Below are 21,988 nucleotides of genomic sequence, written 5' to 3'. Positions count from 1 at the left end.
GCCCGGATGACCATCCCAATCATTCCTCAGCCTTCTCGCGAGTCGGATTAGGCTTGCTGATCGTGACGACTGTGTGCCTGTCCAGATTGGTCATGCGCTTGTTCGCGCTCCTTTTGACGACCGTTCTTCTTTGCGGATGCGCCTCCCTGTTTCCGCGCGATGTTGTTCCGAAACGCCTCATCGACGAGGCCGAACTCGCGGGAATGCCGAACATTCGGGTATGGGGAGACGCTCCGCCGGAAGCGCTTGCCGCGCTCTCCACGACCGAGCAGCCGGGGACAGCGCCAGGTGCCGCGGCATTTCAATCGGGCCGGCTGAATATTCTCGCAATCTCTGGCGGGGGAGATAATGGTTCCTTTGGCGCCGGTCTTTTGGTCGGCTGGGGCGATGCCGGCACGAGACCTGAGTTTGATCTCGTCACCGGGGTTAGCGCCGGGGCTTTGACGGCTCCGTTGGTCTATCTCGGGCGGAGCAGGGACACGGCACTGAAGGAGGTCTTCACGCGATATGAGCGCAGCGATATCTACGATCCCGGCGTTATCGCGCCGCTGCTTGGATCGGGCTTGGTCGACAGCTCTCCGCTCGAAAGCCTGATCGCAAAATATGTCGATGATCGCTTTCTCCGCGAAGTCGCCAACGAGCGGAGAAAGGGAAGGGTATTGCTCGTCGGAACGACCAATCTGGACGCGCAGCGCCCGGTCCTGTGGGATATGGGCCGCATCGCAATGAGCGATCATCCTCAAGCCTTGAACTTCTTTCGCAAAATCCTGCTGGCTTCCGCGTCCGTACCCGGCGCTTTTCCTCCCGTGCGCATCAAAGTCAGAGCTGGAGATCGAACCTACGAGGAGCTGCACGTCGACGGAGGTGTGACTCAGCAAGTCTTCGTGCCTCGACCTTCGACAACCATCCGCAGGGACGCCTCGACCAAACGAACCGCTGCGCGACTATTCATCATCCGAAACGGAAAGATCAGCCCGGAATGGGAAGCCGTAGAACCGGGCATTTTCTCGATTTCACTGAGATCGATCTCCACCCTGATAAAGAACCAGAGCATCGGAGATCTTTACCGGATCTATGCGAAAGCAAAGATCGACGGTGTCAACTTCAACCTTGCGGCGATACCATCGACTTTTGGTGCGACGAGGGAGAAGTCATTCGAGCCGGGATATATGCAAGCACTGTATGAGGAAGGCTATCGTTCAGGGTTCGCAGGCTATCACTGGATGAAAGCGCCTCCTGGAATAGCAAAGAACCCGGAGCCGATAAGTAGCACACCCGGTTCGGCATCCCTCTCGGCGGGCCAGGGCGCGGAACTCAGGTAGCGAGATCCCTCGGGGGCCTTCGCCACATCAAGTCAGCCTCCACCCTGGTTCATTGGGGCTTTCCAGGGCGGAGGCTTAGCGAAGCTCAAGCCTGAGAAGCATGCGCCCGCAGCTGACAACTATGCATGTCCATCTGGGCCGTATTGCGGAGAATTATTTCCGAAGTTTGCGCAAGAGATGCGCGGACGGCTGAGCGCGGTGGCTCGTCCGCGAGGGCATCCAGGCTCTCTGACGCCACAGAGGACACGAATCAATGTGGCTCCGCCGGGAGCAACTGCGTAGCCGGCAACGTCACGGTCTGAATCAGCCCACGCAGAGAACCGTTCTCGATCTTGATGCTGCCTCCGGCCCGCTGGATGATCTCTCTTGCGATCGTCAAGCCTAGTCCGGCACCGTCGAACTGCTTCATGCGCGCTCGGTCGACGCGGAAAAACGGCTCGAAAACCTGGCCGATGAGACCGGGTGGGATGCCTGGCCCATCATCGTCGATCACCACGATGATTTCCGTCGCAGTGCTCTGAACGGCGACCCGGGCTTTCTTCCCATGGGTTGCCGCATTGATGATCAGGTTCCTGAAGGCGCGACTTAATCCTGTTCGGTTCGCCTGCGCGGTCCCTGCCGCGGCGCGCGTCAAAGTGATGTCATACGACAGGGTCCGAAGCTCGTCCACGAGGTCGGAAATGAGAATGTCCAGTCGGATGGGTTCGGGGGCCGATTTGCCGGATTCCTCCCTCACAAGAAGGATTGCGCTATCCGCGATCCGGTCAAGCTCGTCGATATCCTTCAACCACATTTCGCGGTCCTCGTCGTTCTCTACGAACTCCGCACGTAGACGCATACGCGTGATCGGTGTCCGCAAATCGTGGCCGGCCGCGGCGACGAGACGCATCCGGCTCTCCATTGCCCCTTTCAGGCGCGAGGAGAGCGAATTCAGCGCTCTGGCCGCGACCCGTACCTCGGCCGGCCCGGTCATTGCGAGTTCCGGAAGCACGGCGTCGGGTCCGACGGTCTCGATTGCACGTTCGAGAAGGACGAGAGGCTTGACCATCCGGTTCGCGAAGAAGAGAGCGACTGCCATCGTACCAAGCGTGGTCACCGCGAGCCAGATCAGGAGTAGATGGAAGACGCCGCCTCCTGGAGGCAAATCCGTGATCTGCGTAACGATCCACCCTTGGTCCAATGGAATGGACAGAAGCGGCAGGTCGTCCTTGCGAGACACGATAACGTCGCGTGGAGTTCCTCGAGTCGTCAGCGCGTCGCGAAGCCAAGAGGTGAGGTTGGATTCGACCTTGCCGCTAGCCGCAGCCTGCTGAACGACGACCAACTTGGGAGCGATCCGGTTGGCTTGGGTCAACAGCTCTATCTGTTCGACGAGTGGACCAATTGCTTGTCGTTCGTTGGGCGGATCGAACAGGTAGATGAGGATGCCGGTCAGGATGCAGACCACCGAGATGATCACGACGGTGAGAAGCACGGCGAGCTTGGCGCGCAAAGTGTTCACGACGGGAAATCCTGCAGCCCGACCTTTGCGACGAGCTGATATCCGCCGTTGCGAACCGTCTTGAAGAGCGGTGGCATCCCGGGCCTGTCCAATTTGCGCCTCAAGCGGCTGACAAGGACGTCGATAGAGCGATCGAAGACGTCTCCTTCCCGGCCGCGCGTGAGATCCAGCAGCTGATCTCGCGAAAGCACGCGACCCGGTCTGTCCAGGAAGACCTGCAACAGGTCGAATTCCGCGCCGGTCAATTCGAGTGCATTGCCTTGTCCGTCGATAACGCTGCGCAATTGCGGATCGGCCGTGAGCCCGTCGAACCGGTACCTTCTTGTCTCTTGGGCTCGGAGATTTCTCTCCGAGCGGCGCCGCAAGACGGCACGAATTCTGGCGACCAACTCTCTCGGATTGAACGGCTTTCCCAGATAATCGTCGGCTCCCATCTCCAGCCCGACGATGCGATCGACATCTTCCTTGAGCGCCGTCAGGAGGATGACCGGAGTCGTGTTCCGCTTCGCGCGCAAATCGCGGCAGGCGTCGAGCCCGGAGCCGTCCGGAAGCATGACGTCCAAAACCACCAGATCGATCTGGTCTCCCGCGAGGCGCTCGCGCATTTCAGCGCAACTCGCAGCCAGAACGACGCGAAACGACTGGCTTTCCACGTAACGCGCAAGCAGCTTTCGGATCTCGGGATCGTCGTCGACCACTAGAATTTGGGAGGTTTCTTCGCTCATGGACGCCGTTCATGATGGCTCGGGGGATTTTGTTCTACCGCGAAGTCGGGTCGAAAGAAGCCGGAATTCGTAACGAAACGCCCCAAGGCTCCAATCCAGCAATGTTTCGACACAATCGGGGCCCCGCCGAGACGATCCGACACAAATTGTTCGACGCGAGCAAACCTCCCGTCCTACCTGCATCGTCGCCGGTCGTTCGGAAGTGGGCGGCTGGCGAGGCATTGAGGCGTCGACGGTGCGTGGAGGAAACTGCTGGCATGAAGAGTGTCCATCGTGGCCTGAGGACGATTGGGATCATAGCGACTTCTCTGATCTTCAATTCGATCGTCCGTGCGGAAACTCCCTCATCCGCAATGACTGTGGTGGCCGCACCGGTCGAGAAGTTGGAGGTCACCAGGACGATCGCCGCGACAGGCAACGTCGTCGCGTGGCGCGAAATCCCGGTCAGCTCCGAAGCTGGCGGTATCGCGGTGATCGAGGTCACCGTGGACGAAGGTGATGTCGTTACCAAAGGTCAGGTATTGGCCCGCCTCAGCCAGGATCTGACGGCTGCAGCGGTATCCAAGCAGAAGGCCGCGGTCGACGAACTGGAAGCGAGCCTTGCCAGTGCCAGATCGGATGCTGCGCGCGCGCATTCGGTCTCTTCAGGGGTAGTGAGCGCTCAAGTCGTCGAGCAGCGCGATACGCTCGTCAAGACGACCGAGGCCAAGCTGGGCGCGGCTCGTGCCCAGCTCGACGAAGCAGAAGCGCGGCAACGGCAGACGGTCATTGTCGCTCCCGCGGCGGGAATGATCGCGGCAAGATCCGTAGCGATCGGGCAGGTGGTCCAAGCCGGAGTGGAGATGTTCCGATTGATCCAGGACAACCGAATAGAGGTCGATGCGCGCGTCGTTGAAACAGACATCCTCGCCGCTGCCGCTGGACAACACGCGACAGTGGTCGGCGCCGGTGGGCAAGCCGAGCAGGGGGCGGTCCGCATGGTTTCGCCGCTGGTGGATCCGAAGACGCGCTTGGGTACGGTGCATGTCGCGCTCCCCAAGGGCACGAATCTGAAGCCAGGGATGTTCGCCCGTGTCGAGATTTCAGTCGAAAGACGGCTTGTATTGACCGTTCCTTTGAAGGCAGTGGTCTGGCGAGAAGCGAAGGCTCACGTCTTCAAGGTCGGAGGCGACAGTCTGGTGTCATTGGTGGAGATCGGAATCGGCGTCAAGGAATCGGATGACGTGGAAGTTTTGCGCGGACTGGAGGCTGGAGATCGCATTGTGACCCAAGGTGCCGGTCTTCTGAGCAACGGAGATCTCGTAAACGTCAAGACCGCGTCGTTCAAAGGCGGTGCACTGCGATGAACGGCATCTCCAGTTGGGCGATCCGTCATCCCGTTGCGACCATCATCCTGTTCGTGCTGCTGAGCCTGGCGGGGGCCGTCGGGTTCTCGAAGCTCCGGCTCAACAACATGCCCGATATGGACATTCCGACGGTGACGGTCAGCGTCGCCTGGCCCGGAGCTGCGCCGAGTGAAATAGAGACGCAAATCACCCGCTTCGTCGAGGACGGCGTCGCAGGACTTGGGACTGTCAATCGCACTCGTTCGATCGTGAACGAGGGATTGTCCATGACGATGGTCGAGTTTGCGATCGGTACCGATATCGACCGGGCCACGAACGACGTCCGGGATGCCGTCGTATCGATACGTTCGAAGCTGCCGCAAGGAACACTCGATCCCATGATCCGGCGCGTCGAGGCCACGGGGCAAGCGATCCTCACGTTCATCGTCGACGCGCCGATGATGGCGCCGGACGCGCTGAGTTGGTTCATAGACAACGACATCGCCAAAGCTGCGCTTGCCGTGCCCGGCGTTTCCAAGATTGCCAGATCCGGTGGTGTCGATGCGGAAATTACCGTTAAGCTCGAACCAGACCGATTGCTCGCTCTTGGTTTGACGGCCGCAGAAGTTTCCGAGCTCGTGAGGAACCGCAACATCACCCAGCCCGGCGGCCGTGTGAAACTGGCAGGGTCCGAGCAAGCCGTTCGTACGGTGGGCAGTGTCCCTGACGTCGCGGCTCTCAAGGAGATGCGGCTCGCCTTCAGTGACGGCCGCAGCGTCAAGCTATCGGAAATTGCGACCGTCGAGCGCGGGTGGGCCGAGCCGCGACAGAGGTCATGGTTCAATGATAGGGAGGTCGTGGGCTTCAGCGTCTATCGCGCCGTTGGGACCGGCGAGTTCGCCGTGACCAGAGACGTCAGAAAGCGGATGGCCGAATTCGCCGCCGCTCACGATGGCGTAGGGATCCTCGAGGTGACATCCTCGACCCACGCGGTCATCGAGGGATACGACGCCGCCATCGAGGCACTTCTGTTGGGAGCGTTGCTCGCGGTTCTGGTCGTCTGGATCTTCCTGCGGGATATCAGGGCGACGTTGATCTCGAGCGCTGCACTGCCGTTGTCGATGTTGCCGACCTTCGCTGTGATGTATGCCCTGAATCAGTCGCTGAACAATATCACTCTTCTGGCGATTGCTCTGGTTGTCGGCATTCTCGTCGACGACGCTATCGTCGAAATCGAGAACATCGTTCGGCACATTCGGCAGTCCGGAAAGACCGTTTACGAATCGGCTATCGGTGCGGCCGACGAGATCGGCCTGGCCGTGATTGCGACGACGTTCGCCATCATCGTGGTTTTCGCCCCTGTTGGGCTGATGCCGGGCATCCCTGGGCAGTTCTTCAAGGCCTTCTCGATCGCCGTTTGCAGCTCTGTCTTCTTCTCTCTCGTGGTTGCCCGCCTGCTTACGCCATTGATGGCGGCCTATCTCCTGAAGACGGGCAAAAGGGAGCATCGCGAGCCGGCATGGGTGCGGTACTATGCGCTGACGTTGACCTGGACGCTGCGCTACCGATGGGCCACTGTCGTCGCCGGCGTGATGTTTTTCGTTGCGTCCCTGTCCCTTATTCCATCCCTTTCGACGGATTTCATGCCGGCGGCCGATCGAAGCCGCACGATGCTCAGCGTGGAGTTGGCACCGGGGGCGACTTTGCAGGAAACGGACGCCGCCACGCAGAAGGTTGCGTTTTTGCTTAGGACGAGACCCGAAGTGGCGTCCGTCTATGCCGCGGTCGGAACCGAGACGTCGACGTTTTCCGGCCCGGGAGACCTGTCTACCTCGGTAGGCGAGGTCAGAAGATCGACCGTCACGATCAATCTCGTTCCGAGAGCCGAGAGGGCTCAGTCCCAACAGGCGTTCGAAGCCTCGATCGGGCGGCAACTTTCGATCATTCCGGGCATTCGGATCCGCCTCGGCGAGGACGGATCTTCCGGCGCGAAAATCCAGGTATCGCTGTTGAGCGATGACGCCGCTGCGCTCGCCGATGCGGCACGTCGGTTGGCCCAGGATATGGGTACCACTACGGGATTCAACCGCGCGAGAGTCATGAGCAGCGTCGCCCGACCTGAGCTCCAGATAACGCCCAAGCCGGACAAGGCTGCTCTACTTGGAGTGCCTACGGCCGTGATTGCCAAGACGGTCAATATTGCCACCGTCGGAGATATCGACCAGAACCTGTCCAAGTTCAGCCTAGGCGCGCGGCAGATTCCCGTGCGCATCTTGTTAAACGACGCTGCTCGTTCCGATATGGCAGGCCTGTCGCTGCTGCTGGTGCCTGCCTTCGAGAAGCCGGTGCCGTTGTCCGCCATTGCCGATATCAGCTTTGGCTCGGGTCCGCTCCAGATCGAGCGGACCGATCGCACCAGAAGCGAAACGGTCGAAGCGGAACTGAGTGGCCTGACGGTAGGTGAGGCGGAGGACTTGGTGGCTCAGATGCCGTCGCTGAGGGGGCTGCCGGCGGGAGTATTCTACAAGCCCGCAGGCGATTCCGAACGCATGCAGGAGCTGTTCGATGGGTTCAAGCTCGCGGTTGGATCGGCCATCGTTCTGCTCTTCGTCGTTCTCGCTTTGCTCTTCAATGGCTTCGTTCAGCCGGTGACCATTCTCGCCGCGCTGCCACTGTCGATCGGAGGCGCTCTGGGATCGTTGCTGATGACGCGGATGTCGATGTCCTTGCCGGTCATGATCGGAATGCTCATGCTCATGGGAATCGCAGCGAAGAACTCGATTCTTCTCGTCGAGTACGTGATTGTGGCCCGGCGCGATGGTGGCCTTGATCGCACGCAGGCTTTGTTGGACGCCGCTCGGAAACGAGCTCGGCCGATCGTGATGACCACCATAGCTATGAGCGCCGGCATGTTGCCCATAGCCCTGGGCATGGGAGCGGATGCCGAGAGGCGGGCGCCGATGGCGATCGCCGTGATCGGTGGACTGTTCAGCTCGACAATTCTCAGTTTGGTGTACGTGCCCGCCTTTTACACGGTGATGGACGACCTCGAGCGCTGGGTCGGGAGAAGCCTTCGCAGAAGCTTTACGTGAACCGGTGATCCATTTGAAGCCAGGCGTCTGGTCGGCCTGGAGCATGCACCCCGGAGCTCACGCCGGCCATGCCTGTCCGCCACCGTCGATGCGCAGCACCTGACCCGAGACGAAGGCGCCCATGGGTCCGGCGAAGAATTCGACGACCCGCGCGACCTCGTCGACGGTGGCGATGCGGTCGAGCGTGCCGGCCTCGACCATCCGGCTCGGATCGACTGCGCGGGTGCCGAGAAATCGGCCGGTGCGGGTGTCGCCTGGCGCGATGCAGTTGACCGCGATGTCGTAAGCGCGGAGCTGGTCGGCGAGACAACGCGTGTAATGCGTCACGCCGGCCTTCGCCACTGCATAGAACGAGCCGTTGGTGCGCCCCTTGAATGCGGCGACCGAGCCGAGCGTGACGATGCGGCCGCTCCGCCGCTCCATCATGCCCTTCGCGACCGCCTGGCAGGTCAGGATGGTCGAGAGCAAATTGCGTTCCAGCACCGCGCGCACGTCGGCTTCCCTGATGTGCACGGCGTCGTTCCGGTCGGGCTTGCCGCCGGCAGCCGCAATATCGCCGCCGGCATTGTGCACGAGGATATCGATCGGACCGAGCGCGCTTTCCGTCTCGGCGATCACGCGCGCGATGTCCTCTCCCTCCGTGAGATCTCCGAGCACGCGTTGGCTGCGGACGCCATAGTCCTTGCCGATCTCCGCGGCCACCGCGGTCAGCGTGGTGCCCTCGCCATATTCCGCCGGCCCGTTCTCGCGCATGCCGTGGATGGCGACGTCAGCGCCGAGCGCGGCAAGCTTCTCCGCAAATGCGCGGCCGAGCCCGCGTCCAGCGCCCGTCACCAGCGCAACCTTGCCAGCCAGAATTTTCGTAGTGCCATGCGATGCCATGATCTTCTCCGTTATGAATTGTCAGTCGGCCGCGAGGTCGAGGCCGATCGCCAGCGCCTGCACTCGAGGAAGCTAATCGCCTGCCGTTCGGTCTTGCCTCCTACGCTTTTACCAGCTCGACCAAGACTGCAACCGCGATCGGCTCGGCGATCGAAGCTGGCATGATGTCCATCAACAGCTTCGGTCTGGCTTTGCCCGAAGTGCCGTTCGGTGGCATCAAGGATTCCGGCTACGGCTCGGAAGGGGGCACCGAGGCCATGGAAAGCCTACCTCAACACCAAGTTTATCAGCCAGACCGGTCTGTAGGTGCGATGGTCCCAGACTCCGTGTTACCGCCTGGGCGAGGCTCATCGTTCGGCGGTAGGTCAAATCACGGGTTTTTCTTTGATTGTAAGTTCAATAATAGAATGAAGTAACCAGATACTGTAACCCGCGATATCCGGGCTGAGCGGGGCATCCCCGCAACTGGGCATCGATTCCCTCCACTGCTCTGGAGTTTATCGGGTTAAACGTATAACCCGTCACAACATCGCAAGCGCTTCGTTCCTTCTCAGGGGAGATACATCTAGCGCTTGACGAGTTCTAAAAAAGAACTGTAAGTTTGGGCAATGAGGCGGCCGATCCAAGAGCCGCAACGGTTGACGCGCTTGGCCATCGACGCTTGGCGAGCGCGCTCGATTTCGCACGGCATTACGCCTCGCGAGTCGTAGAGACACATAAGAATCGAACGGCGCACCGGAAGAGTGCGCCTCAGGGAGGATGCCGATGTTGCCGAGATGGAAGAGTCTTGCCGTTCTGCTCGTGCTATTGGGCAGCCCGGCATTCGCGGCCGACGAGCCCGGGGTTACCGCGACCGAAATCAAGATTGGCGGGGTGTTTCCGTTCAGCGGACCGGCTTCATCGATCGGTCTCGTGGGCAAGGGGCTGATCGCCTACATACAGTCCCTGAATGATCGCGGCGGCATCAGCGGGCGCAAGATCAATTACGTCGCCTATGACGATGCCTATAGCCCGCCCAAGGCGGTGGAGCAGGTCCGCAAGCTCGTTGAGAGCGATGAAGTTGCATTCATGTTCGGCCAACTCGGCACTCCCGCCATTTCGGCAACGTCAAAATACCTGAAGTCGAAAGGGGTGCCCAGCATCGCGATCGTCAGCGGATCGTCCAAGTTCACCGACGTCGCCAGTTACCCACTGATCACGACAGGCCTCGTCAGCTACGATACCGAGGGAAAGATCTACGCAAAATACCTCACGAAGGCCCTGCCGAACGCCAAATATGCGATCCTTTACCAGAATGACGACCTCGGTAAAGACTACGTCAACGCCTTCAAGGCGTTTCTCGGCAAGGACTACGATCGCAGGGTCGTCACCGCGTCCTACGAGGTCACTGAACCGACCGTCGATTCGCAGATCACCAATCTGAAGAGCTCCGGTGCGGATGCCCTGATGATCGCGGGCACGCCGAAATTCGCTGCGCAGGCGATCCGGCAGGCCTCTTTGATTGGTTGGAAGGCGACCGTCATCATCAACTTTCCGTCCGGTTCGGTTGGAGGCACGCTCACGCCGGCCGGCCTTGACAAGTCGACTGGCGTGATCGTCGGCACCATCAACAAGGATGTCGTGGATCCGAAGTGGAAAGATGATCCCGGCATGCAGGCCTATCGGGCGTTTATCGACAAATATCTGCCTGGCGTCGATATCACCAACGGCAGCTATCTCACCGGTTACCAGCAAGGCATCCTGCTCGAGCAGATCCTGAAGCAATGTGGGGACGACCTGTCCCGCAAGAATATCCTGGCGCAGGCCAAGAACCTCCGGGACTTCGTCGTACCGACCGCACTGCCGGGCATCAAGATCAACACCAGCGAAACCGAGAACATGATCTGGACGCAGATGCGCCTGCAGCGATGGACCGGATCGACTTGGGAAGCCTTCGGAGAGGTGCTGGATGCCAGGTCCGAATGAGCAGGTAACAGGCGAGGGGCGGAGCGGCATTGAGCCGGCGCCGGCGTCCTGCGCGACTTGAGCGCAACGGGTGCGATCGCCATCCCGGTACTTCAGGAGATCAATTCGATGTCGACGAAGGCACTGACGTTTGCGCCGCGCGAGGTTTCAATCGAGCGCCGACCAGATGGCGCGCTCATATTGAGTTCGCCCCTCGAGTGGAAGCCGTGTGACTGGCGTATCACGGACTTCTTGCCGAGTTGGGCGAGCGCCACGCCGGACCGGATATTCCTCGCGCAGCGCAATGCGAAAGGCGGGTGGGACGAGATCACCTACGGCGAGGCATGGTCTCAGGTCCAGGCGGTGGGCCAAAGTTTGCTCGATCTGGGCGCAAAGCCAGCGGACAAGCTGGCCATCCTGTCCGGAAACTCGATCGAGAACGCCGTGGTTTCGTTTGCGGCGATGTCAATCGGGGTTATCCTGGCGTCGATATCGCCAAACTACACGCTGATGCTCGGTGGACTTGCTCGTCTCAAGGACATCGCCGAAGTGCTGCGCCCGAGCTTCGTGTTCGTCCAAAGCGGACGTGAGTTTTCCGCAGGCCGCACTATTCCGGAATTGGCGGCCGCGACCTGGATCAGTGTCGATGGCGCGCCGGACACGGTACCGTTCCGCACCCTGACAGCCAAAACCGCGTGCGACGGATTTGCCGGGGCATCTCGTGCGGTCTCGTGCGACGCTGTCGCCAAGATACTCTTCACGTCGGGTTCGACAGGCTTTCCGAAAGGCGTGCTCAACACCCATCGCATGATGGCAAGCTCCCTGCAAATGGGCAGCCAGCTCGTGTCTCCTCCGGCTGCGCCAGTCCAGGTGGAGTGGCTGCCTTGGCACCACACGATGGGCAGCAACGTCATTCTTCACGGCATCCTCAAGAACGGCGGTACGCTCTATATCGACGACGGCCGTCCGCTGCCGCAGCTCTTTCACAAGACGGTCGCCAATCTCAAGGAAGTGTCGCCGACCGCCATGTTCAACGTGCCTGCCGGTTATAACCTCCTGTGTGACGCGGTCGAGAAGGATCCCAATCTAGGCGCCAGTGTATTCAAGCGGATGGACCGAATGAGTTATGCCGGCGCTGCAATTTCAAAGGACACGCTGGAGAAGCTCTATCGCTTGACACTCTCGGTGACCGGCCGGCGAATTCCGGTCATGTCGGGTTACGGTACGACCGAAACCGCCCCGACCATCAGTACGACCCATTGGGCGACAGATCGACCCGGCGAGATCGGTCTTCCCGCGCCGGGACTGCGGCTCAAGCTCATTCCGGTCTCGGATACCTACGAGGTCAGGGTCAAGGGACCCAACGTCACGCCGGGTTATCTCGGGCGGCCGGATTTGACGGAAATGGCCTTCGACGAGGAAGGCTTCTATCGCATCGGCGATACTGTCTCGTTTCTGGATCCGCAGAAGCCTGAGCTCGGGCTACGCTTTACCGGTCGAATTTCCGAGAACTTCAAGCTTGCGAATGGGACCTGGGTCTCGATCGGCAATATGCGCGCGGCAATCCTGGCCGCAACGCGCGGTGTCTTGCTCGACATGGTGGTCGCGGGCGAAAATCGTGAGGCGTGCGCGCTGCTCTGCTGGTTGAACCCCACGGAGGCCGCGCGAATCTCGAAAACTCCGGGTGCGGATTTGACCTCGGATCCCGCCGTGGTCGGATTCCTGCAGGATCGCTTTCGGGACTACAACGAGACTGTTGGAAGCAGCGAACGGATCTGCTCCTTCGTTCTGCTGAAAGATCCGCCATCAATGGCGGCAGGAGAGATCACCGACAAGGCCTATGTCAACCAACGCGCTGTGCTGAAAGTTCGATCCGAGCAGGTTGAGCGTCTCTACACACTTGAGGCTGGCGCCGACGTGATCCGGGTCTAAGAGCGAGCTTGTCGCTGTGCGGCCGTTACGGACTCCTGGCCGCCAGATCGCGTCTGCCGGTACCTTCTGCGGGATTGTTTGCCGCGGAACGGCTTCGGTGCAGGCCTCAGGCGGCCCGCGAGCGCGCCTTTGTTTTCGAGGTCGTCGGCGCCACTGCCGCCGGGGCGCTGCGAGCACCCGGCCCGGGATGAGTATGAACCTCCTTGGCCGACAGCGGCTCGCCGCACTCGGAGCACACCATGACCGGATCAAAATCTTTTCCGCACTTGCGATGCTGGTGCAGCAGGGGGCGGCCGCGCTCGTCGACCATGTGAGTATCGCCCCAATGCACGATTGCCATCATGATCGGATACAGATCGAGCCCCTTCTGGGTCAGGATATATTCGTGCCGCTTGGGGGATTCCTGGTAGGGAATGCGGCGCAGGATGCCCTGCCGAACCAACTTCTTCAGACGTTCGGCAAGCAAATGCCGGGTGATTCCGAGTGCCGACTGAAATCCCTCGAAGCGGCGTGTGCGCAGAAAGCACTCGCGCAGGATCAGAAGAGTCCAGCGATCGCCGATCACGCCGATAGTTCGGGCCATCGAGCACGGCTCTTCCTCGAGTTCCTTCCACTTCATCCACACACTCCAATCGCCGCCGCGGCACGGACCTCGTCTCGAATCGTTGCGGAGGCCGGCGCGGGATTTGCCATTCTAGATAGGTACTAAACTCCAAACAATACCCTTCCAGGCAAGACGAAATCAGCAGATTGCGGGAGTGTTTGACAGTTCTATTTTAGAACTGTATGTTTGAGGAAAGTCAGGCCGGCGACGGGATCGCCAGGGCAAGCACATGTTCCGCGGGAGGAGCCGAGATGACCTTGAAGATTGAATTCCAGTTCGATTTCGGTAGTCCGAACGCTTATCTGGCAGAGGTGGCGATTCCGGGCATCGAGCATCGCACCGGTGCGAAATTCGAGTATGTTCCGGTCTTGCTCGGCGGCATCTACAAGGCGACGGGCAACATGTCGCCGTTCGACTCGCTTCGTGGGATCAAGAACAAGCCGCAATATCAGGCGCTCGAGACCCAGCGGTTTATCCGCCGCCACAACGTCACGAAATTCCGCCAGAATCCGTTCTTTCCCGTCAACACGCTGATGCTGATGCGGGGTGCCGTGGCGGCCCAGTTCGAGGGTGTGTTCGAGTCCTATTTTCGCGCGGCCTATCACCATATGTGGGAGGAGCCGAAGAAGATGGATGACCTCGAAATCTTCCGGAATGCGTTCATCGCTTCGGGGCTCGATATCGACAGATTGATCGCTCGCGCCCAACAGGACGACGTCAAGAAGAGGTTGATTGATCTGACCAACGACGCCGTCAGCCGAGGCGCGTTCGGGTCGCCAACCTTCTTCGTCGGCAAGGAGATGTTCTTCGGCAAGGACCAGCTTCGAGACGTCGAGGAGTCCATCCTCGAGCAAACCAGGCCGGTCGCCAGGACGGCGTAGAGCTACGAGTTTACGAAGTTCAATTCAACCGGGAGACGATCCGTGCAAAAGAGAAACGCAACTGTCGCAGTGATCGGTGCCGGCGACTATATCGGCGGCGAGATCGCCAAGAAGTTCGCCTCTGAGGGCTTCACGGTGTTTGCCGGGCGCCGGAACGGCGCCAAGCTCGAGCCGCTCGTCAAGGAGATCGAGGCCACCGGAGGCGAAATCCACGCGCGCTCGCTGGATGCCCGCAAGGAGGAGGAGGTTATCTCCTTCCTCGCTGATGCCGACCAGCACGCGCCGTTGGAGGTCTGCATCTTCAACATCGGCGCCAACGTCAACTTTCCGATCCTCGATACGACCGAGCGGGTCTTCCGCAAAGTCTGGGAGATGGCCTGCTATTCCGGCTTTCTCGCCGGCCGCGAAGCCGCACGGCTCATGCTGCCTCGCGGCGGCGGCAACATCTTCTTCACCGGCGCGACAGCGTCTCTCCGCGGCGGCAGCGGCTATGCCGCCTTTGCCAGCGCGAAGTTCGGCCTGCGGGCGGTGGCTCAGGCGATGGCGCGCGAGCTCGGCCCCAAGAACATTCACGTCGCGCATCTCATCATCGATTCCGGCGTCGATACGGAATGGGTGCGGCAGCGCCGGCTCGAGGCGCTCGGTCCGAATGCTCTCGACGATCCCGATCTCTTGATGCCGCCGTCGTCCGTCGCTGCGTCCTATTGGCAGCTTTATCAGCAGCCGAAGAGCGCGTGGACGTTCGAGCTGGAAATCCGCCCCTTCGGCGAGAAGTGGTAAGGAGGCCCTTACGATGGAGCTTGCGCTGTCTGCCGAGGACGCGGCTTTCCGCGATGAAGTGCGCGCCTTCATCGCGGACAATTATCCGGCGGAGATGCGCGTTCCCAATCCGGAGACCGACCTGACCAAGGAGCAGTCACTGCTCTGGCACCGGATCCTCCACAAGAAGGGCTGGATCGCGCCGCTGTGGCCCAAGGAGTATGGCGGGCCGGGCTGGACGGTCACACAGCGGTTCATCTTTGAGCAGGAAACCTCCCGGGCGGGAACGCTGCCGCCGCTTGCCTTTAGCGTGACCATGGTCGCGCCGGTGATCTACACGTTCGGCAACGAGGCGCAGAAGAAGAAGTTTCTGCCGCGAATTCTGTCCGGCGAGGATTGGTGGTGCCAGGGCTATTCCGAGCCAGGCTCCGGCTCCGATCTCGCAACCGTCAGAACCAAGGCGGTGCGCGAGGGGGACCACTACGTCGTCAACGGGCACAAGACCTGGACCACGCTGGCACAGCACGCCGACTGGATCTTCTGCCTGGTGCGAACCGATCCGAATGTGAAGCCGCAATCCGGAATCTCCTTCCTGCTGATCGACATGAAGTCGCCCGGCGTCACCGTGCGGCCGATCATCACGATCGACGGCAGTCACGAGGTCAATGACGTCTTTCTCGAAAACGTTCGGGTGCCCGTCGAGAACCTGGTCGGCGAGGAGAACAAGGGCTGGACGTACGCCAAATTCCTGCTCGGCAACGAGCGCACCAGCATGGCGGGCATCGGCCGGTCCACCCGTTATCTCCGGAAGCTGAAGCAGATCGTGAAGGCCGAGATACCGGCCGACGATCCGGCGCATCTGGAATTTCTACGCGACATCGCCCGCGTCGAGCTGGACGTGCTGGCGCTGGAGGCGACCGAACTGCGCGTCGTCGCCCAGATGGCGCGTGGCATCGATCCCGGTCCGGCGGCGTCGCTGTTCAAGATCCGCGGCACCGAGATCTTCCAGGACATCACCGAGCTCACGCACCGCGCGATCGGCAATTATGGTCTTGCGATCCGCGAGCATCCGATCAGCTCCAACCGCTTCGTGCCGGGCCCGGACTACGGCCACACCGCGTCCGAGAAATATCTGAACGCGCGCAAGCTCAGCATCTACGGCGGGTCCAACGAGATCCAGCGAAACATCATCGCCAAAGCCGTGCTCGGGCTCTAAGCAACGGCGGATCGGGAGGATCGGATGGATATTCAGTTCACGGAAGAGCAGGAATTACTGCGATCCAGCGTTCAGCGCCTTCTGCGCGACCAGTATGATTTCGAGGCGCGGCGCAAGATCGTGGCGAGCGAGGAGGGGTTCAGCCGGACGCGGTGGAAGGTCTTCGCCGAGCTCGGCCTGCTCGCTGCGCCGTTTTCCGAGGACGCCGGCGGCCTCGGCGGCGGTCCGTTGTCGACCATGATCGTCATGCAGGAGTTCGGCCGTCACCTCGTCGTCGAGCCTTTCGTCGAAACGGTGGTGCTTGCCGGCGGCCTGATCGAGCAGCTTGGTACGTCCGAGCAGAAGCAGGGTTTCATTCCAGGCATCATCGACGGCTCCAGGATCTGGTCGCTGGCCTGGACCGAGAGAGCCTCCCGGTTTGATTTCGCCAATGTCGCGACCAAGGCGCGGCGTGAGGGAGGCGACTACGTTCTGAGCGGCGAGAAGACCATGGTGATGGCAGCGCCGTGGGCGGATCATCTGATCGTCTCGGCGCGGACCGCCGGCGATAATCGCGACCGCGGCGGCGTCAGCCTGTTCGTGGTCGACCGCCATGCCGGGGGCGTCAATCTCCAGAGCTTCAAGACGATCGACGGACGCCGCGCCGCCGAGATCGGTTTGCGCGAGGTCCGCGGGCAATTGCTGGGAGCAGAAGGCGAGGGCGTTGCCGCGCTGGAAACCTGTCGTGACCGCGCGATCGGCGCGCTCTGCGCCGAGGTCGTCGGCGCGATCGGCGAGCTGAATGCCGCAACGTTGGACTATTCGAAGACCCGCAAGCAGTTCGGCACCACCATCGGCTCCTTCCAGGTGTTGCAGCATCGCATGGTCGACATGTTCATTGCCCATCAGGAGGCGCTCTCCCTGATGCAGCATCTCAATCTCAGCCTCAACGCCCGTGATTCAGGCCTGTCGCGGCTCGCCTCCGGGGCCAAGTCGAAGATTGGCTATACCGGAAAGTTCGTAGCCGACCAGGCGGTGCAGCTTCACGGCGGCATGGGAATGACCGACGAGCTGAACGTCGGACATTATTTCAAGCGAATCTCCTCCATCAACATCCAGTTCGGCGATCCCGCATTCCACGTCCTGCGCTACGCGCAGCTGGATGCGGCCGCGTAAAAGAAGAGGCCAGCATGACGACTGAAGCAGTCATCGTTTCCACCGCCCGGACGGCCGTCGGCAAGGCCTATCGTGGCGCGCTCAACAACACGGACGGCCCGACCATGGCCGGGCATGTGATGGCCGAAGCCGTGAAGCGCGCCGGCATCGCGCCGGGCGAGGTCGAAGACGTGGTGATGGGCTGCGCGATGCAGCAAGGCACCATGGTGATGAATGTGGCGCGCAAGGGCGCGATCCGCGCTGGCCTGCCCGTGACGGTGGCCGGCACCACGATCGACCGGCAATGCGCGTCCGGCCTGCAGGCCATCGCCGTTGCCGCGCGCTCGGTGATGCTTGATGGGGTCGAAGTCGCCATCGGCGGCGGGATCGAGTCGATCAGCCTCGTGCAGAACGAGCACATGAACAAGTTTCACGCCGTCGACGACGAGCTGATGGCGATGAAGCCCGAAATGTACATGTCGATGCTCGATACGGCGGAGGTCGTCGCCGAGCGGTACAGGATCGGCCGCGACAAGCAGGACGAATACAGTCTCGAATGCCAGCGCCGTGTCGGCGCCGCTCTGCAGGCCGGCCGCTTCAACGACGAGATCGTGCCGTTCACGACCAGGATGGCGCTCGTCAACAAGGAAACCAAGGAGGTCACCTACGAACAGGTGACGCTCACGAAGGACGAGGGTCCGCGTCCGGAAACCACGGCCGAGGGCCTTGCCAAGATCAAGCCGGTGTTCGAGGGCAAGACCATCAGCGCGGGCAATGCCAGCCAGCTCTCGGACGGTGCTTCGGCCTGTGTGATCACGAGCGGCAAGTTTGCAGCCAGCAAGGGGCTGAAGCCGCTCGGCGTCTTCCGCGGCTTCGTTGCCGCCGGCGTCGAGCCGGACGAGATGGGTGTCGGCCCGGTCGCTGCGATCCCGCGCCTGCTCAAGCGCCATGGTTTGAGGATCGACGACATCGATCTCTGGGAGCTCAACGAGGCGTATGCGGTGCAGGTAATCTATTGCCGCGACAAGCTCGGCATCGATCCGGACAAGCTCAACGTCAATGGCGGCTCGATCGCGATCGGCCACCCCTACGGCATGACCGGCTCGCGGCTCACCGGCCACCTCCTGATCGAGGGACGGCGGCGCAAGGCGAAATACGGCGTGGTGACCATGTGCATCGGTGGCGGCATGGGCGCCGCGGGCTTGTTTGAAATCATCCACTGAGCGGATACGCGGGGAGATCATTCGTGAAGACAGCGATCACTGAACTGTTCGGTATCGAACATCCGATCATCCAGGGCGGAATGCACTATGTCGGCTTCGCGGAAATGGCGGTCGCGGTATCCAACGCCGGCGGGCTCGGCTTGATCACGGGCCTCACCCAGCGGACGCCGGAGCTGCTTGCCAAGGAGATCGCGCGCTGCCGGGACATGACGGACAAGCCGTTCGGCGTGAACCTGACGTTCCTGCCGACCTTCAGCGCGCCGCCTTATCCGGAGTACATCGCTGCCATCAGGGAGGGCGGCGTCAGGATCGTCGAGACCGCCGGGCGCAGCCCTGAACAGTACATGCCGGCCCTGAAGGCGGGCGGCATCAAGGTGATCCACAAATGCACCTCCGTCCGGCATTCGCTGAAGGCCGAACAGATCGGCTGCGATGCCGTCAGCGTCGACGGCTTCGAGTGCGGCGGTCATCCGGGCGAAGATGACATGCCGAACATGATCCTGCTGCCACGTGCGGCCGAAGAATTGAAGATCCCGTTCGTGGCCTCCGGCGGCATGGCCGACGCGCGCAGCCTGGTTGCGGCGTTGGCGATGGGAGCCGCGGGAATGAACATGGGTACGCGGTTCATCGCCACCAAGGAAGCGCCGGTGCACGAGAACGTCAAGAAGGCGCTGGTCGCAGCGTCCGAGCTCGACACCAGGCTCGTCATGCGCGCGCTCCGCAACACGGAGCGAGTCCTGAACAACAGGGGCGTCGAGAATCTGCTCGAAATCGAGCGCGAGAAGGGCAAGAGCCTCAAGATCGACGACATCCATGATCAGGTGGCAGGCGTCTATCCCAGGGTGATGATCGACGGCGACATGGACGCGGGCGCCTGGAGCTGCGGTATGGTCGTCGGACTCATTCGCGATATTCCGACCGTGAAGGAGCTGATCGACCGCATCATGGCGGACGCCGAGCGATTGATCAGGGGCAGGCTGACGGGATTCCTTGACGCCGACAGCGGGGCCACGCTCAAGGTCGCGTGAAGCCACGGCTTGGCGATCCGCGCTGCAGACGACATTTCGTCGTCTCTGCGCGGGCTGGAAGCTCCGGCCGTGATGGGACCGTCATCAGCGAATATCTTGGGCCATCCCGGAGCAGGCGATGCGTTACGCAAAGGACCATGGGCAGCACACCCGCAGACGCATCGTCGAAAGCGCTTCCCGCGGTCTGCGCCAGGCCGGGGCCGATGGCTTGAGTGTGGCCGACCTGATGAAGCTCGCCAATCTGACGCATGGCAGCTTCTACGCCTACTTCAAATCGCGCGATGCGTTGGTCGTCGAAGGGCTCGCCCTGGCCATGGATCGAACGATCGTGCATTGGCTCAGTCTTACGCAGGGGCTGCCCGCCGGGAAGGGATTCGACGCACTTGTCGAGTCTTACCTGAGCCCCCGCCACCGTGACGATCCGGGGCGGGGCTGCGCGCTGCCGGCCTTGGCGGCCGATATCGGGCGGTCGGGTCCGGAGGCGCGGCGCACCCTTGAAAGGGGGCTCGGCAAGATGATCGATATTATCGCGCGGTTGACCTCGGCGAGGCCGTCATCGGATGTGAGACAGACGGCCGCCGGCGCAATTGCGACCATGGTCGGTTCGGTCGTGCTGGCGCGTGCGGTCGACGACAAGCGTTTGTCCGACCTCCTGCTGGAGGCCGGACGGCAGGCTTTGGGCAATTCCGTTGCGTGCGACTGCGAGAGAGCGCATTCGGCCGACAATTGAGACCTGTCTTAACCGATGTTGGCTTCAGGGCGGTGCAGGCCGATGGCGGAGGCAAACGACCGTGCCTCCACCATCGGCCGCAGCCGTGGCGGCTACGCAGCCATTCGCAGCAGATCGACGATTTCGGCTTGATCGTTGAAGGGGCGCGGATTGGCTTTGACGAAGCGATGGTTGATCGCGATTTCGCTGATCTTGCCGAACTTGTCTTCGCCGATGCCGACCTCGGCGAGGCGGCCCGGTAGTCCAAGTTGCCTGACGAACTCCGCAAAGGCGTCTGCCGCGTCCCCACCGGGAGCACCCAAAGCTGCCGCCAAACGCTTCTGCGCGTCATCGGTGAACGGCTTGTTGTAGCGAAGAAGGCTCGGCATGATGACGGGCGTGCAATAGTAGTGAGGTACCCCGAAGGTCCCGCCAAGCACGTGGCCGATGCCGTGACTTGCGCCCATGGGAACGCGTGCCTGCAGTCCAAAGGACGCAAGCCATGAGCCGTATTGACACAAGCGGCGCGCCTCGAAATCGTCGGGTTGCTGCAGGGTCCGGAGCATTCCCTCGCGCAGCTCGCGGATACCCGCCAGAACCACTTCGTCAGCAAGGGGAGTGCCAGCTGGCGAGCACAATGCTTCGATGCCGTGATCCATGGAGCGAGTGCCCGATCCCATCCAGAGATTCGAAGGCGTATGAAGTGTGAGGGCAGGGTCGAGGATGACTGCCACCGGCATCATGTGGGGGTGAAAGAATATTTGCTTCAGCTTGTTGCGCTCATCGGTGACAAGCGCTGCGGCATTATATTCGCCGCCATTTAGCGTTGATGGCACGGCGATCTGTCGGACTGCAGGCGCGCGGAACGGGGAATGGCTCACGCCCGGTCCCATGGGGAACGGATCGAAGCCCGCTTCATCGCGGATATCGTGCTCCATCGCCATGATGACGATCTTGGCGAGGTCAACGGCAGAACCGCCGCCGACGGCCACGACGAGATCAGCGTGGGCTTCCTTGGCGTGGAGGGCAACTTCGGCGGCTTGCTTGCGCGTGGTGTGCTGTGCGATTCCGTCGAAGGTCGCGGCATGCTTGTCGCCGAGCGTATGCCGGATTTTCTCAATCTCGTCGGTCTTGGTGTTCAAGGTGCGGCTGACGATAAGGAAGACGCGCGTTGCCTTTAGTCGTTCCGCTTCTTCGTTGATGGCCTCAGCCGCCGGTCTGCCATAGATCACGCGATCAATTGCCGGAAAATTGTGTGCTCCAGTGCTGCGCATTTTTATCCTCCCATCGGAACTGCGGTCGAAGCCGACATAGTCTTTTATATTATGAGTATCATGCAATAGTGGTTCAAAAATATCGCACCACCTCGGGGTTAGACTGCCTTCGCCAGGTTCCACGCGAAGCACTGGCGAGGACTTGCCGGCTTCGCGCTCCATCATCCTTCGCCGCCCTTGCCCCGTCGAAAAGTCTCAGCCACATCATGTCTCTTGCAGCGGACTCGGCCGCGCCAGTTCCTGATGCCAATTGAGTGAAGGCCACTACGCATGTGCACTCCAGTTTTCGTGTGCACCGAAAGGCCAAAACGGGTAGGGCTGGTCGGGAAAAGCTAACGCCGAACGCTGCGATGGTCTTCGGCGTTTGCAGTATATCTTGCACCGCAGCCGCCAAGGCCTGTGCACGAGTGTTCCTCGATGCTCTCGAACTCCTCGCG

17 protein-coding genes and 1 pseudogene are annotated in these 21,988 nt (G+C 61.3%); 13 read left to right on the top strand and 5 right to left on the bottom strand.

The features are described from left to right. Positions 1-62: 62 nt before the first annotated feature. The gene (locus GGD65_RS17205) at positions 63-1,322 is read left to right on the top strand and encodes a patatin-like phospholipase family protein (protein WP_312017717.1); all 1,260 of its coding nucleotides are present in this window, start codon (positions 63-65) and stop codon (positions 1,320-1,322) included. Between the two features lie 250 nt (positions 1,323-1,572). Here the strand turns inward: GGD65_RS17205 and GGD65_RS17200 are convergent, their stop codons facing one another. Beyond that, on the bottom strand, positions 1,573-2,823 hold the full coding sequence (locus GGD65_RS17200) for an ATP-binding protein (protein ID WP_312017714.1): 1,251 nt from the start codon (positions 2,821-2,823) through the stop codon (positions 1,573-1,575). Next, on the bottom strand, positions 2,820-3,548 hold the full coding sequence (locus tag GGD65_RS17195) for a response regulator (protein ID WP_092261908.1): 729 nt from the start codon (positions 3,546-3,548) through the stop codon (positions 2,820-2,822). The genes GGD65_RS17200 and GGD65_RS17195 overlap by 4 nt, the downstream gene beginning before the upstream one ends. 257 nt (positions 3,549-3,805) lie before the next feature. On the opposite strand from GGD65_RS17195, the gene GGD65_RS17190 reads away from it, so the two are divergent. Next, positions 3,806-4,894 carry an efflux RND transporter periplasmic adaptor subunit gene (locus GGD65_RS17190; protein ID WP_183235997.1) on the top strand — a complete coding sequence of 363 codons (1,089 nt, stop codon included), beginning with the start codon at positions 3,806-3,808 and terminating at the stop codon, positions 4,892-4,894. Continuing rightward, positions 4,891-7,965 carry an efflux RND transporter permease subunit gene (locus GGD65_RS17185; RefSeq protein ID WP_183235996.1) on the top strand — a complete coding sequence of 1,025 codons (3,075 nt, stop codon included), beginning with the start codon at positions 4,891-4,893 and terminating at the stop codon, positions 7,963-7,965. Before GGD65_RS17190 ends, GGD65_RS17185 begins: the two co-directional genes overlap by 4 nt. Before the next feature lie 57 nt (positions 7,966-8,022). On the opposite strand, the gene GGD65_RS17180 is transcribed toward GGD65_RS17185, so the two are convergent. Beyond that, on the bottom strand, positions 8,023-8,847 hold the full coding sequence (locus tag GGD65_RS17180; RefSeq protein ID WP_183235995.1) for an SDR family NAD(P)-dependent oxidoreductase: 825 nt from the start codon (positions 8,845-8,847) through the stop codon (positions 8,023-8,025). 59 nt (positions 8,848-8,906) lie between these two features. On the opposite strand from GGD65_RS17180, the pseudogene GGD65_RS17175 reads away from it, so the two are divergent. The 3 genes and pseudogenes from GGD65_RS17175 to GGD65_RS17165 all read left to right on the top strand — a co-directional run. Then, a pseudogene (locus tag GGD65_RS17175) lies at positions 8,907-9,153 on the top strand (aldehyde dehydrogenase family protein); the annotation flags it as partial. Positions 9,154-9,612: 459 nt separating this feature from the next. Beyond that, positions 9,613-10,812, top strand: coding sequence for an ABC transporter substrate-binding protein (locus GGD65_RS17170; protein ID WP_038948946.1), 1,200 nt, complete (start codon positions 9,613-9,615; stop codon positions 10,810-10,812). A 108-nt stretch (positions 10,813-10,920) separates the two neighbouring features. Next, complete coding sequence (locus GGD65_RS17165; RefSeq protein WP_246783316.1) at positions 10,921-12,723, top strand: AMP-binding protein; 1,803 nt, start codon at positions 10,921-10,923, stop codon at positions 12,721-12,723. A gap of 106 nt (positions 12,724-12,829) precedes the next feature. Here the strand turns inward: GGD65_RS17165 and GGD65_RS17160 are convergent, their stop codons facing one another. Continuing rightward, on the bottom strand, positions 12,830-13,342 hold the full coding sequence (locus tag GGD65_RS17160; protein WP_018316086.1) for a helix-turn-helix domain-containing protein: 513 nt from the start codon (positions 13,340-13,342) through the stop codon (positions 12,830-12,832). Positions 13,343-13,578: 236 nt separating this feature from the next. Between GGD65_RS17160 and GGD65_RS17155 the strand changes: the two genes are divergently transcribed. From GGD65_RS17155 to GGD65_RS17125, 7 genes are all read left to right on the top strand, one after another. Beyond that, on the top strand, positions 13,579-14,208 hold the full coding sequence (locus GGD65_RS17155; RefSeq protein WP_183235993.1) for a 2-hydroxychromene-2-carboxylate isomerase: 630 nt from the start codon (positions 13,579-13,581) through the stop codon (positions 14,206-14,208). Positions 14,209-14,250: 42 nt separating this feature from the next. Beyond that, the gene (locus GGD65_RS17150; RefSeq protein ID WP_018316088.1) at positions 14,251-14,988 is read left to right on the top strand and encodes an SDR family oxidoreductase; all 738 of its coding nucleotides are present in this window, start codon (positions 14,251-14,253) and stop codon (positions 14,986-14,988) included. Positions 14,989-15,001: 13 nt separating this feature from the next. Further along, positions 15,002-16,183, top strand: a complete 1,182-nt coding sequence (locus GGD65_RS17145) for an acyl-CoA dehydrogenase family protein (protein WP_018316089.1) — start codon at positions 15,002-15,004, stop codon at positions 16,181-16,183. A gap of 24 nt (positions 16,184-16,207) precedes the next feature. Next, positions 16,208-17,338, top strand: coding sequence for an acyl-CoA dehydrogenase family protein (locus tag GGD65_RS17140; RefSeq protein ID WP_183235992.1), 1,131 nt, complete (start codon positions 16,208-16,210; stop codon positions 17,336-17,338). A 14-nt stretch (positions 17,339-17,352) separates the two neighbouring features. Next, complete coding sequence (locus tag GGD65_RS17135; RefSeq protein ID WP_183235991.1) at positions 17,353-18,540, top strand: acetyl-CoA C-acyltransferase; 1,188 nt, start codon at positions 17,353-17,355, stop codon at positions 18,538-18,540. Positions 18,541-18,563: 23 nt separating this feature from the next. Then, the gene (locus GGD65_RS17130) at positions 18,564-19,568 is read left to right on the top strand and encodes a nitronate monooxygenase family protein (RefSeq protein WP_183235990.1); all 1,005 of its coding nucleotides are present in this window, start codon (positions 18,564-18,566) and stop codon (positions 19,566-19,568) included. A gap of 118 nt (positions 19,569-19,686) precedes the next feature. Next, positions 19,687-20,298 carry a TetR/AcrR family transcriptional regulator gene (locus GGD65_RS17125; protein WP_183235989.1) on the top strand — a complete coding sequence of 204 codons (612 nt, stop codon included), beginning with the start codon at positions 19,687-19,689 and terminating at the stop codon, positions 20,296-20,298. A gap of 92 nt (positions 20,299-20,390) precedes the next feature. On the opposite strand, the gene GGD65_RS17120 is transcribed toward GGD65_RS17125, so the two are convergent. Beyond that, positions 20,391-21,551, bottom strand: coding sequence for an iron-containing alcohol dehydrogenase (locus GGD65_RS17120; RefSeq protein WP_018316094.1), 1,161 nt, complete (start codon positions 21,549-21,551; stop codon positions 20,391-20,393). Positions 21,552-21,988: the final 437 nt, after the last annotated feature.

This window comes from Bradyrhizobium sp. CIR18, assembly GCF_014198295.1.
Lineage (GTDB): Bacteria > Pseudomonadota > Alphaproteobacteria > Rhizobiales > Xanthobacteraceae > Bradyrhizobium.
Note: the sequence above shows the minus strand (reverse complement) of the source record. Positions and strands in the feature narration are given on the sequence as shown.

What these genes read in the sequence shown, in the direction of transcription:
- GGD65_RS17195 (WP_092261908.1), bottom strand. Translation starts at nt 3,548, where the DNA reads ATGAGCGAAGAAACCTCCCAAATTCTAGTGGTCGACGACGATCCCGAG.
- GGD65_RS17190 (WP_183235997.1), top strand. Translation starts at nt 3,806, where the DNA reads ATGAAGAGTGTCCATCGTGGCCTGAGGACGATTGGGATCATAGCGACT.
- GGD65_RS17185 (WP_183235996.1), top strand. Translation starts at nt 4,891, where the DNA reads ATGAACGGCATCTCCAGTTGGGCGATCCGTCATCCCGTTGCGACCATC.
- GGD65_RS17180 (WP_183235995.1), bottom strand. Translation starts at nt 8,847, where the DNA reads ATGGCATCGCATGGCACTACGAAAATTCTGGCTGGCAAGGTTGCGCTG.
- GGD65_RS17170 (WP_038948946.1), top strand. Translation starts at nt 9,613, where the DNA reads ATGTTGCCGAGATGGAAGAGTCTTGCCGTTCTGCTCGTGCTATTGGGC.
- GGD65_RS17165 (WP_246783316.1), top strand. Translation starts at nt 10,921, where the DNA reads ATGTCGACGAAGGCACTGACGTTTGCGCCGCGCGAGGTTTCAATCGAG.
- GGD65_RS17160 (WP_018316086.1), bottom strand. Translation starts at nt 13,342, where the DNA reads ATGAAGTGGAAGGAACTCGAGGAAGAGCCGTGCTCGATGGCCCGAACT.
- GGD65_RS17155 (WP_183235993.1), top strand. Translation starts at nt 13,579, where the DNA reads ATGACCTTGAAGATTGAATTCCAGTTCGATTTCGGTAGTCCGAACGCT.
- GGD65_RS17145 (WP_018316089.1), top strand. Translation starts at nt 15,002, where the DNA reads ATGGAGCTTGCGCTGTCTGCCGAGGACGCGGCTTTCCGCGATGAAGTG.
- GGD65_RS17140 (WP_183235992.1), top strand. Translation starts at nt 16,208, where the DNA reads ATGGATATTCAGTTCACGGAAGAGCAGGAATTACTGCGATCCAGCGTT.
- GGD65_RS17135 (WP_183235991.1), top strand. Translation starts at nt 17,353, where the DNA reads ATGACGACTGAAGCAGTCATCGTTTCCACCGCCCGGACGGCCGTCGGC.
- GGD65_RS17125 (WP_183235989.1), top strand. Translation starts at nt 19,687, where the DNA reads ATGCGTTACGCAAAGGACCATGGGCAGCACACCCGCAGACGCATCGTC.
- GGD65_RS17120 (WP_018316094.1), bottom strand. Translation starts at nt 21,551, where the DNA reads ATGCGCAGCACTGGAGCACACAATTTTCCGGCAATTGATCGCGTGATC.